General features: G+C 46.6%; 8 protein-coding genes. 7 read left to right on the top strand and 1 reads right to left on the bottom strand.

The annotated features are described in order from the left end of the window. Positions 1-34: 34 nt before the first annotated feature. Positions 35-883, bottom strand: a complete 849-nt coding sequence (locus tag ACQKPA_RS20980; RefSeq protein ID WP_427494444.1) for a helix-turn-helix domain-containing protein — start codon at positions 881-883, stop codon at positions 35-37. Positions 884-1,182: 299 nt separating this feature from the next. On the opposite strand from ACQKPA_RS20980, the gene ACQKPA_RS20975 reads away from it, so the two are divergent. From ACQKPA_RS20975 to ACQKPA_RS20945, 7 genes are all read left to right on the top strand, one after another. Next, positions 1,183-2,841, top strand: a complete 1,659-nt coding sequence (locus ACQKPA_RS20975) for an extracellular solute-binding protein (RefSeq protein ID WP_427494443.1) — start codon at positions 1,183-1,185, stop codon at positions 2,839-2,841. A gap of 98 nt (positions 2,842-2,939) precedes the next feature. Then, a complete protein-coding gene (locus ACQKPA_RS20970) occupies positions 2,940-3,845 on the top strand; it encodes an ABC transporter permease (protein WP_427494441.1) in 906 nt (301 codons plus the stop codon). A 37-nt stretch (positions 3,846-3,882) separates the two neighbouring features. Then, positions 3,883-4,767, top strand: coding sequence for a carbohydrate ABC transporter permease (locus ACQKPA_RS20965; protein ID WP_216533352.1), 885 nt, complete (start codon positions 3,883-3,885; stop codon positions 4,765-4,767). A 40-nt stretch (positions 4,768-4,807) separates the two neighbouring features. Further along, complete coding sequence (locus ACQKPA_RS20960) at positions 4,808-6,538, top strand: sensor histidine kinase (protein WP_427494440.1); 1,731 nt, start codon at positions 4,808-4,810, stop codon at positions 6,536-6,538. Positions 6,539-6,550: 12 nt separating this feature from the next. Further along, the gene (locus ACQKPA_RS20955; RefSeq protein WP_427494439.1) at positions 6,551-8,233 is read left to right on the top strand and encodes a response regulator transcription factor; all 1,683 of its coding nucleotides are present in this window, start codon (positions 6,551-6,553) and stop codon (positions 8,231-8,233) included. Positions 8,234-8,329: 96 nt separating this feature from the next. Then, positions 8,330-9,604 carry a Gfo/Idh/MocA family protein gene (locus ACQKPA_RS20950; protein ID WP_427494438.1) on the top strand — a complete coding sequence of 425 codons (1,275 nt, stop codon included), beginning with the start codon at positions 8,330-8,332 and terminating at the stop codon, positions 9,602-9,604. 317 nt (positions 9,605-9,921) lie between these two features. Then, entirely contained in the window at positions 9,922-12,876 is a 2,955-nt protein-coding gene (locus tag ACQKPA_RS20945; RefSeq protein WP_427494437.1) for a DUF4855 domain-containing protein, read from the top strand. Positions 12,877-13,004 lie beyond the last annotated feature (128 nt).

Here is a 13,004-nt window from a genome sequence, read left to right as displayed (position 1 = left end):
CTCAAATTAGGAAAGCATTATTCTCATTTTTTGCTCATTCCGTAATCCCCATAGATTGCCGATAATGGACCGGAGACAGACCGACAGTCTCTTTAAATACGCGGTAAAAGGTCGGCAAGCTTTGAAACCCGCATTCGAATGCAATATCGGCTACAGCTTTGTCCGTTCCTGCCAATTCCCGCTTGGCAGCCTGGATACGCAGCAGGGAAACATATTCCGAGAAACGATAACCTGTCGTTTCCAGAAATGCCCGGCTTACGCGCGAGACGCTTAAACCAAGTTCATCAGCCAATTCCCCTAAGCTAACCGGCTCGTGGTAACGATGCTCGACCAAAGCGGCCAGCGATTGCGCCTGGCGAACGGAATGTACCATATGATGACGCTCCTCATCGGTTAGCAAACCGTTGTAATGTCGAAGAAGACGGCCGCACAGCTGAATGAGCGCGCTTTTGGCCATGACCACATAACCCGGGGATTTCTCCCGCAGCTCTTCCGCTATAGCCAGCACCCAAGGCGTAAGCTGTTTGGCAAGGGGCGAGCCGCCCATAATATGATTGCAAAAATGAGTGGAGCGATAGGAGAATGGCAGCAGTAGACCGGGCTCCTCCGCTAGCAGCAGCGCGGGATCAAAGTTAATAAAAAGATAGTGGCTCGGGTCGTCGGGGGCAGATTGGGCGATATGCCGTTCCTCATTATTGACCAGAAATAAGTCGCCTGGATTAGCTGCATATTGTTTGCTGCCAAAGAAAAAATAGCCTTTGCCTGTTAAACAGAGGCCGATCTCCAGACTCGCGTGTACATGAGGCGGCTGCCGAAAAGTGGCAGGGGTCCATTCGAAAGCATTGATAGGAATGGGGTGATCATAGGCAATATGAAGTTTCATTATGTTCCAACGCCTCCAGACAAACATGAATTTATATGCTAAGTATATGGACAAGGGATGCCATCAACCAGATACTGTTTTTTACTTTCTACATACATTTTGAGGTGTTTCTAAATGAAAAGTAAACCCCGCCGTTGGATACGTAAATAACTGTATTTTGCCTGGTGTCAAGAGGTGTATACGAAAGTAAAGACTAGTATATAGAACAGTGGGGAGCTTCTTTCTATACTGGAATTATGAAAGACTGCAGTACAATTTGGATCAAAAAAACTAAACGAAATGTACCGGAGGGGTAAAATTTGAAGAGCAAAAAGGCACTTGTCATGATCTCCTTGACGCTTGCATTGGCGATTACAGGCTGTGGCTTCAAAACGTCGTCTGAGCCACCACCTGGAAATACCAAGGAACCGGTCGAAACAACAGGCACAGGAAACAGCAATGATATCATTGAGGTTTCAACGGTTTCGCCAAGCGATCCTTACTTGAAATTTGACGAAGGTGAAGACTTCGACAAAAACTCAGTTTATGACGCTTATGAACAAGATATCGGTGTCAAAATTACAAACAAGTGGATTGCAGATGTAAGCCAATTTAAAGAGAGAGTAAAAATTGCGATCGCATCCAACGATCTTCCGGATTTCTTGCTTGTAAACGCTGCACAGCTTAAAGAGCTTACTGAAGCGGATATGATTATGGATTTGACAGAGATTTATGATCAGCATGCTACGGAAGAGACGAAAAAGTTTCTGACCATGGACGGCGGCATGCAGATGAAAACAGCGATGATCGACGGGAAAATGATGGGCATTCCAAGCTCATACAACCCGTTCAACTATCAATTCTTGTTCGTTCGTACCGACTGGCTGAAAGAACTTGGCTTGCCTGAGCCTAAAACAATGGAAGATTTCATTAAAATTGCCGAAGCGTTCAAAGAGAAGAATCCAGGCGACACCAAACAAGCTTACGGTATTGCGGTCAGCAAGAACCCATTTAGTACAGAGACAGGTGTTACCGGTCTGAGAGCGTTCTTGAACGGCTATCATGCCTATGAAAACATCTGGATGGAAGACGGGAACGGCGGTTTGATGAACAGTGATATCCAGCCCGAGATGAAGCAGGCGCTTGCAGCGCTGCAAGACATGTTCAAAAAAGGGCTGATCGATCCTGAGTTTGCGGTCAAAGATTCGGAAAAAGCCGCTGAGCTCATCTACGACGGCAGTATCGGCATGGTATTTGGCGCTTCCTGGACACCTGCGCAGCTTGTGCAGGGCGCTGTGAAAGACGGAAAGGTTGTCCAAGAATGGGGAGTATTCCCTATCCCTTCAATCGATAACAAGCCTACATTGAATCAAATTGGCCTTGGCGTTGACGAGTACTATGTGATCTCTAAAAAAGCCAAGCATCCGGAAGGCGTAATCCGTTTGCTGAACCAATGGATCGTTGTTGACCATCATCCGACAGAAGAGCAGAAGGTATACACATATGGCAAAGACCCTGTGGAAAAAGGCAACAACTACTGGCTGCTTAACCCGCTTCGTGTAGGCAAACAGTCTGACAATAACGGCGAAATTCTGCCTAAAGCCATTGAAAACAAAGACGAAAGCATACTTGAGACAGTAGACCAAAAAACGCGTTATGCACGTGCCATGCAATACGTTGAAGGCGATACGAGCATGTGGTGGGAATATATAATCTCCGGTCCTAATGGTGCCTTCTCTCATGTTCCAGAAATTCAAAAGAATAAGCAATACCTGCAAAACAAATTCTACGGCGCGCCTACGCCGACAATGGCAGACCGTCAAGAAATTTTAACGAAGAAACGTGATGAAATATTCATCAAAATCATGATGAACCAAGTATCCGTAGACGAGTTCGATACATTCGTTGAAGAGTGGAAGAAGCTTGGCGGCAATGAAATCACGAAAGAAGTGAACGAGTGGTATAAATCGCTTCAATAGGATCTGCAGCGCAAAGGAGGGATTGAAACTATGCAATCCCTCCTTTTTTCAAGAACAAGAATGCACAGCATGATAAGTGAATCAGCGAGGTGAAAGATATGAAGAGTCTGACGCGCGTGTGGAAGAAGGAATGGCCGCTTCATTTGATGCTGCTGCCGGGTTTGGCTTTTATTGTTATTTTTAGTTACATTCCAATGTCAGGAATCATGATGGCTTTTCAAAAATATGTGCCGAATAAAGGGTTGTTCGGCTCCCCGTTTATCGGATGGAGGAACTTCCAACTGTTAATGGATTACCCGGATATCGGCCGTATCTTTTTTAACACAGTATATATTGCCGTAATGAAAATCGTTGCCGGTTTGTTCGTGCCGATCATCATTGCTATTTTGCTTAATGAATTGCGCAGAGAATGGATGAAAAGAACGTTCCAAACCTTGGTCTATCTGCCCCATTTCTTATCCTGGGTACTGCTGAGCGGTATTTTGGTCGATATTTTGTCTCCTTCCTCCGGCATATTGAACCAGATGCTTGGATGGTTCGGCATGAAGCCGGTTTTCTTTCTTGGCGACAATAACTGGTTCCCTTATGTTATGGTCATCTCCGATGTTTGGAAGGAATTTGGATTTGGTACCATTGTTTATTTGGCGGCGCTAACAGGAATTAATCCTACGCTTTATGAAGCCGCTGAAATCGATGGTGCGGGTCGCTGGAAACAAACGCTTCACGTGACGCTGCCGGGCATGATGCCGATCATCGTTCTTATGCTTACGCTTAATATCGGCAATGTGCTGAATGCCGGATTTGATCAAATATTTAACCTGTACAGCGCGCCGGTTTATGAAAGTGCCGATATCATCGATACTTTCGTCTACCGCATGGGGATACAGCAAGCCCAGTTCGGATTTGCCACAGCTGTCGGCTTATTGAAATCCGTCGTATCCTTTATTTTCATTTCCGTATCCTACGTACTCGCCTACCGACTAGCGAATTACCGTATTTTCTAGTAGCGGAAAAGTCGGTGATTCAGAAAGGAGACACACCGTGGTCATTAAACCGTCATTCGGAAGAAGGGCTTTTCTAGTTTGCAATCTTATCTTTCTTGCGTTTATATCTTTTTTATGCTTAATGCCGATCATTCATATTTTGGCGATTTCCTTTAGCTCGGGTTCGGCGGCGGCAGCCGGCAAGGTTGCGCTGTGGCCTGTAGAGTTTACAACGGCGGCTTATGATAACGTGTTCGGCAAGCCTGAATATGTAAGAGCCTTTGGCATTTCTATTCAACGGGTTGTTGTAGGGACGGCATTAAGCATGCTGTTAACGATTGTTACGGCTTATCCTTTATCCAAGGACCGCCATTCGTTTCGTCTAAGAACCGTTTATGCCTGGATTTTCGTTTTTACGATTTTGTTCAACGGCGGACTCATTCCTACCTACTTGACAATTAAAAGCCTGGGACTTATTGATTCTCTCGGAGCGCTGGTGTTTCCTATGGCGATTAACGTGTTCAACGTCATCTTGCTATTGAACTTTTACCGCAATTTGCCCAGGGAGCTTGAGGATGCTTCACGGATAGACGGAGCCGGGCATTTTTCAACACTTTGGAAAATATATGTTCCGCTATCGTTGCCCGCACTGGCGACAACAGGGCTGTTTACGATGGTAGGGCATTGGAATAGCTGGTTCGATGGCATGCTTTATATGAATCATCCGGAAAATTACCCGCTGCAAACCTTCTTGCAAACCGTTATTATTAAGATGGATTTCAGATTTCTTAAATCAGAAAATGTGGAACTCATGCTCCAGCTGTCTGACCGTACAAGCAGGGCGGCGCAAATCTTCGTAGCGGCATTCCCGATTCTTATTGTCTATCCATTCTTGCAGCGGTTTTTCATCAAAGGCATTGTAATGGGAAGTGTAAAAGAATAGACAAGGAAGGTCGTAGATCTCAGGCACAGGAGAACAAACGATGAAAAGTATATTCTTTTTACAGGATTCCTCTATATTCAGAAAAATAATGGCTGCCTTTTTGGCGGCCTTACTGCCGCTTATGGCATTTACCTGGATGATGAATGAGCAAGGGGCCGATCATATCCGCAGTGAAATATCCGATTCGATATTAAATACGACGCGGTTTTATTTAGACTCCCTGGATCAGGAAGTAGATCGGATCAGCCGATATTTGCCTAACTACGTCATGGACAGGGATTTAATGGAAGTGGCGGCGACAGGCGAGCAGATGAACTCCTATGAGCGGTCGTATAAAATATTGGATATTCAGCACCGCTTGGATTTAATGAAAAATTCCAGTCCGTTCATTCGCGAGGCGAAGGCGTACATTCCGCATATCGAGCGCACGGTGCTGAGCAACAGCTTTGAAACCAATCTGGATGCGGAAGAATATGAAGCGATGCAGCCAGACAAGAAGCTTTATACGGAGCCTTTTATTTATTGGCAGGACCGGCTGTTTATTACGATGCAGTACCCTGCAGGCAAAAAAGACCCGCTCTATGTGGTAGGCGTAGAGCTCTCAACCGATAAAATGAAAGAAACATTAGCGCAAATTGGCAATAGCAGGGGTGGCCAGACCGTATTGTTTAATCTGGAGCGCGGCTGGGAAATCAATAGCGGCTCCGATCTTGAATTTCATGACCTGATGAAGCAGCTGGCTTTTGACAAGCAGGCGGCGAAAATGGATGAAGGCTATGATACGATCCATTATAAAAATAAGCGATATTTAACCGTATTCAAGTATTCCAGCCTATGGAATTCATACATGGTAACGAGCATACCGGAAGAGATGATTCTCGGATCGCTCGAGGTATATAAAGCTTTGTTTTGGTGGGCTTGCGCGCTTGCGGTTTTTATTTTTTTATTCTTTACCTTTTTTTTAATCCGGTTAATATACCGTCCATTGATCAAGCTGGTGCGTTCCTTCCGCCGCATGCAGCAAAACGAGCTGGAGCCGATCTTGATCGACCGCAGGAAGGATGAGTTCGGCTATTTATACCAGGCTTTTAACGATACCGTGAAATCTTTGAAAACATTGATTGAGGAAAATTATGAGCAGCAAATTCGCAATCAGCGTTCGGAGCTGAAACGACTGCAATCGCAAATTAATCCTCATTTTTTATATAATTGCTTTTTCGTGCTTTGCCGCTTGATTAAATCCGACAGCCAGAAGGAAAAAGCCTACCAGTTCTGTTTGTACATCGGGCAATATTTTCAATTCATTACTCGCCATCATGATGACGACATCCCGCTGGAGATGGAGCTTGAACATTCCCGCACTTATGTGGAGATGCAGTCGATCTGTTACGGAGATCGAATCCAAGTGCTGTTTGAAGTCGAAGCCCAGCCGATTGAAGTCCCCCGATTGATTGTGCAGCCTATTATTGAAAATGCCTATAAGTACGCCCTCGGCAATATGCGCGGCACGGGCGAGCTATGGGTGCACAGCAAGCTGGGAAATGATGCTTTGTACATTTATATAGAGGATAACGGCGAGTTCATTACGGACGAGGAGATCGAAGCGCTTGGCAAGAGGCTGCGTTATTCAACGAACCAGATGGAGGAGACAACCGGCCTGTTTAATGTTCATCGCAGAATTCAGCTTCGTTATGGAGAAGAGTATGGGATTACCGTATCACGCTCTGAGCTTGGCGGGCTTCAAGCTATTATTAAACTGAGTTTGAGCTAAGGAGGAATCGCCATGTACAGGCTATTAATCGTGGATGATCTGCCGATTATTGTAGATGGTCTTCTGGAGTTGTTCGAGAAGACGGAGCATTTGGAGCTTGAGGTCATGAAAGCCTATTCCGGCGAAGAGGCGCTTGAGGTGCTGTCACATCACCGGATGGACATTGTGATTTCGGACATTAAGATGTCCGGGATAGAGGGCATTGAGCTGCTGCAGGAAATAAAATCGCAGTGGCCGGCTTGCAAAGTTATTTTATTGACAGGTTTCAATGATTTTCACTATGCGAAGAACGCCCTTACATTTGGCGCCTTTGATTACTTGCTGAAAGTGGAAAGCGACGAGAAGATCATTCATACCGTTGAACGGGCGATAGAGGAAATTGAAGAGGAACAGGGACAGGCGCAAATGATCTTGCGTGCCCAGTCCAAAATGAGAATAGCGATGCCTTCCTTGCAGAAGGAATATATTTGGGGCTTATTTCAAGGCAAGACGATGACGGGGCAGCAGCTTCGGGACGCTTTTGCTGAAATGGACATTCCGCTCGACGCATCGCTGCCTGTCTATTTACTGATTGGCCGGATCGATGCCTGGAAGGAAATGTTCACGGCCCCGGACAAGGCTTTGCTTGCTTACGCTTTGCAAAATATCGGCGATGAGTATTTATCCGCCCATGTGCGATGCTTCTCCGTCGTATTTGATATGAACAAAATGGTATGGATCTTTCAGCCTAAAGCCGGCACGGAGATAACGGCGGATACCGCTTCGATGGAATGGACCAGGGCATACCGCTATGTGAGCGGCAATTTGGAGACGATCCAGGCAACCAGCAAAAAGCTGCTGAGCCTCTCCGTATCTTTTCTTATTGGCAGCGAGGCTGTCCCATGGAATCGGCTGTCGGATCGTTTTCATGCGATGAAATACGGTCTTATGCAAGGCCATGGCTTGTTCCATGAGGTCATCATGACCGATAAAGATATTCAGAAGTCTGAAGAAAAAGAGAAGGCGAACAGCTATCATGACAGCTTTTTTCACGCTCGCGTACAGCTGCTGATGAGCTGTCTTGAAAATAATCACCGCGAGCAGTTTAATCATCTATTTGTTGAATTGACAGACATCTGGAACGATCCGGATACTCCTTATGAGCGCAAGGTGGAGTTGTACCATTTCCTATCTGCGGTATTTCTGGCGCATTTGCACAAAAATAAAGATATCCGAGACTATATGAATACCCAGATGAATTTGGATATACTGTTTCGTCAGGAGGAGACCGCTTCATGGACAGAGCTCATTCCATACTATTGGCAAATGGCGGACTGCTTTTTTGAATGGAATGCGATTCGAGGGACAGAGCTGCCGGCGGAGGTCGTCAATAAGGTGCATCGTTATATAGAGGAGCATATTGCGGATGATATATCCCTAACCGCGATTGGGGATTATGTCAGCTTGAACCCATCCTATTTATCAAGGCTTTACAAACAGATAACGGGAATCGGACTGTCTAAATACGTAAATGATTACCGTAATGTCATTGCAAAGGATATGCTGCTCAATACATCCATGAAGGTCAATGAAATTGCCGCCAAGCTCGGCTACAATTCAGCGCTTGCCTTTATCCGTTTCTTTAAGAAGCAAAATGATATGACGCCTCAGGATTTTCGGACGGCCCGCACCGAACCGATGCAGCAAGGTCAATAAATGTATATGGAATGTAAGCAATGATCTATTTTGATGCGCGGGGTCACCCCTTACAATGAATCTATGATGCAATTGTACATGCGAGGGGGACTAACATTGAGAACATTAACGGCTGTACTATTAGGCGCAGGCAGTAGAGGAAGATACATCTATGGACCGTATGCTGAAAAATTTCCGAATGAGCTGAAGTTTGTTGCAGTAGCCGAGCCGGACGATGAACGCAGACAACGTTTTGCAGAGATTCATACAATCGCTGAGGAGCATGTTTATCATTCTTGGGAACAAGCATTCGAGCAGGGAAAAATAGCCGACGTGATGATTATCTGCACGCTTGATCGGATGCATTATATACCGACTTTGAAAGCGCTGGAGCTTGGCTACCATGTCATGCTGGAGAAACCGATGTCACCGAATGTGCGGGAATGTATAGAACTGGAGCAAGCTTTCCTTAAGCATAAGCGTTTGCTGGTGGTCACGCATGTGCTTCGCTATTCCCCGTTCTGGTCGGGCATCAAGAAATGCATCGAGGATGGGGAGCTGGGGGCAATCGGCACCATTCAGCTGACAGAGAACGTAGGCTATCACCATATGGTTCATAGCTACGTACGCGGCAATTGGCGCAATTCCGAGGAAACAAGCCCGATGATTTTGGCCAAATCCTGCCATGACCTGGATCTCATCTCCTGGCTGATGGATGAGCCGTGCACAGCGGTCAGCTCCTTTGGCTCACTGCTTCATTTTAAAGCCGAGAACGCGCCGGAGGGTGCAACGGACCGCTGCATCGACGGTTGCGAAGCTGAGAGGGAATGTGCCTTTTCAGCGATTAAAATGTATTTGGAGCAACCTGCCGATCATTGGGCGCGCTATATGACGCACGATTTATCACAGGAAGGTATTATCCGGGCCCTCAAGGAAGGACCGTTCGGCCGTTGCGTCTATCGCTGCGATAACAATGTTGTCGACCATCAGGTCGTCAATATGGAATTTGCTAGCGGCGCCAACGCTAATTTTATTATGTCGGGATTAACCCAGAGCGGTACTCGCCGTGTACAGATTATGGGCACGCAGGGAGAGATCATTGGCGACATGGATAAGGGCTCATTTACACTGTACCGTTATGCGACGGGCGAAGAGATTGAAATTAAATGCAGCGTGCAGGGTGACGGCCACGGAGGAGGCGATGAGCGCATGGTGAGCTCCTTCCTCAAAAATGTACATAAGTTCGACCGCAACCCGTCTTCAGGCCTTACATCGGCTACGGCTTCCTTGCAAAGTCATTTGATTGCCTTCGCTTCCGAGCGATCTCGTCTGCAGCAAGGCAGAAGCATCAAGCTGACCGAGATGTATGAGAAGGAAGAAGCGGGCATTTAATTGTTGAAATCCGCAGAATTTGAATTAAACCGCAACTTCGCCGTATGGGTTGAATGAAGCTGCGACGGTAGACGGGCCATTGCCGCTGCAGATGTTGATCTGGCGGCTAATGGTTTACCGTCGGACTGATCTTCAAAGACATTTCGCGAGCAAAGAAGGGAATGGAAAATGAGAATTTTTTATTTTTGAAAGCGGTTCCAATGAAGGCTCTTTGCCATATTTCGTGAAAGGGGGGATCCATTCAGGTATTCATCACGAAACGGGTAATGCTTTCAGGCATTTCCACAACATTCGAGAGTAAAAAAGGAGTTGACCAGATGATTTCAAATAAGAAATGGGGATCCGCCCTGCTGGCAGCCGTATTGCTGATGACCCCGATTTCTGCGGTGCAGGCTAAATCGCCTGTACCGGCAGTGATTAGTGCGCAGGCGGAAGAAGCAGAACAGGCATCCTCAGCACCGAATACAAACCAGCCGGGAGCATCTTCGGCAGTGGAGGAGACGCAATTCCGCAATCTTGCGGACGGTCTCCCGTATGAATGGTCCGAGGAGCCGGAAGCGTCGCGTCCAGACGGCGGGTACAAGCTTACGGATGGTAAATACGGCCCATTGGATGTGAACGACCCAGCATGGGTAGGACATCAGCGTGGAAAAACGAGGGAAGTCGTCTTTGATCTCGGTGAGGAAAAATCAATCGGAAAGATTACAGCACACTTCTTCCAAGATTATCCTACCAATTCGATCCTCGTACCTTTGACCGTATCGATGTATGTCTCCGACGATAAAGAAAATTGGGGACTGCTGTCCCATAACGCCACTCAGCTGCTCTGGGGGGCTGGACCGCCAAGACAGGAGACCTTTGAATGGGACGGCAGCCGGGATGGAATCAAAGGCGGGAATACGGACGGCAAGCTGGCTTATGCCCGTTATGTTAAAGTCACCTTTACGATGCATCCTACACAATGGACATATATTGATGAGATTGAAATTTCGGGCACCGATGGACAGGCTGAAGGATCGGTAAAGGTTCCTGCCGAGCATCCGCAGTTTATGGCGCCGGGAGAAGCCACTGCAGGCATCCGCAATCTCGGACTGCTTTATAATGGGCATTATGCGGATGGTTTAGGTGATTGGAGTAAAGAGCGGATCATCCCGAATATCAGCTATGTAAATCAAGAGGGCAACCCGAAAGATTGGTTGTTTGACGGCATTTTGTATCTGGGACTTAACTCGCCTCAAGGCCATGATTTTGGCTTAGGAGAAACCAACCTGAATGAATGGAATTGGTATTTGGATAAAACGTTTAAAGCGGATGGCGACATGCAGCATTTAAACGAAGCTACCAAAGAGGTTGCTGAGAAACTCGGCCAGCCGGACTATAAGGAAAAAGTCGTGTTGATGGTTCCAAATCCCGGAGAATCAATGAGAGACTTTGGTGTCATTAACGGAGAAAATTTAAGTTTTAACGCAGCTGATGGCGGAGAAGAAGTAGCCTTAGCAAACCGAGTCAAGGCGATACAGTGGTGGCTTGATGAGGTTGAACATAGATGGAATGCTGCCGGGTATTCTAATCTGGAGCTTGTCGGGATCTACTGGCTCGATGAACAAATCAGCACAAGCCAATCGGGTCCGGCTTTACTCCAGGCTGCCAGCGAAAAAATTCATAATAAAAACCTTAAGTTTTTCTGGATTCCGCATTTTATGGGATACAAAGTGTTTATGTGGAAGGACGTAGGTTTAGACAACGTTGCCTTCCAGCCGAACTATTTCTTCGAGGCCTTGGATTACGACCGTCTGGAGGATGCCGCGAACCTGGCGAAGCAATACGGCATATCCAACGAAGTCGAGTTTGATGACCGGATGTTGACCGACGGCGTGTTCCGTGAGCGATTTATCGACTACTTGAACAGCGGCGTTGAAACAGGCCTGATGCAAAACGGATACAGAGCCTATTATCAAGGGAATAATGCCGTTTACAATGCGGCGGTCAACCAAGATCCTTCCAATCGCGTTTTGTATGATTGGTTGTATCAATATGTGAATGGAACATATGAAATCAATAATGCGGCTCCTCCGGAGGCAGCCGTGCAAATGAATGGACAGCCTCTTCAAAGTGACGTTTTGGTAAATGAAACAGAGCCGCTCCAGTTTACATGGCAGTTAAAGGATGACGACGGCTTGACGAAAGTGACGGCTCAGTTTGACGGCAAGCCTTATACGGCCGGAACTACCCTGAATCTGATGGGCGCGCCCGGAAAACATGAATTGCTTATTACGGTAACGGCAGGAAAGTCGCAGAAAACGTCTTATATCATCAATGCCCGTGCAAATGCGGACAGCATGAAAACATCGGTGAACCGATTTGTAGAGCAGAATCAATTGACGAATGCCGAAGCGGCTCGCTCTTTGAACAATTATCTAGAGCTGATGAAACGCTATGAAGGAACGGATGCGACCCAATTCGACAAATATCTGAGAGGATTTAATGCGAAACTTGATATTTTGTTGAAAGAGGGCCTTATAAAAGAAACGGCGTACAGTGCGCTAAAGGAAGACGTTTATTACCTGATTGGAGACTTGGCGCACAATAAAAAGGTGGAAGCCTCTTCGGTAGAAGGCGGCAGCCCGAACTTGCAACCTGAAAAAGCGGTGGACGGATTCCAGGCGACAAGATGGGCCAGTGATTACACAAATAATAGCTGGTTCCAGGTCGATCTTGGCGAAGCCAAGGAATTCGATAGCGTACGAATTCATTGGGAATATGCGCGAGCTAAAACCTACAAACTTCTTGTATCTGACGATAAGCAGAATTGGACCAGTGTGATCAAGAACAACGAGGGAATCATTACGGCACGTGAAGGAAAAGAAACGCTTCATTTTGAGCCGGTCAAAGCCAGATACGTCAAATTTCAAGGGCTCGAAAGAAATACGGATTATGGTTACTCCTTCTATGAGTTTGGCGTGTACAACCTTGCGGGAGGCGATGCGGTAACTCCGATCGACGGTGTAAGAGCTGTGGCAGATGTCGGCGCAGGGAAACTGACGATCGATGGTCTGGTAATGAATGGAAGCAGCCAGTCCAAAGTGAATTTGAAAGTACTCGATTCGAAAGGGAAAGTTACGTATGAAGGCCAGACGACAAGCACAGTAACGGGAAGTTTCCAATTCACGATCAAGCTTACCGGTAACCTGAAGGGAACTAACGTTGCCTATCTCTCAATGGATGGTATGTCGACTCCCGTGAAGTTTACATTTGATTACAAGCCACAGTGAATGATAATTATTTCTCGGGCAAGCGACAATTCGATAACAAACGGGATGCATGATAACTTGGAATTCCTAATAAAAGCCATGGACGCAGCGTTATTTGCACGCTGCGCCCTATGGCTTTCGCTTTTAAA

It is taken from the genome of Paenibacillus sp. NPDC093718 (assembly GCF_050279985.1).
GTDB lineage: Bacteria > Bacillota > Bacilli > Paenibacillales > Paenibacillaceae > Paenibacillus_AQ.
The sequence above is the reverse complement of the archived record's forward strand: the minus strand, read 5'-3'. Positions and strand labels throughout refer to the sequence as shown.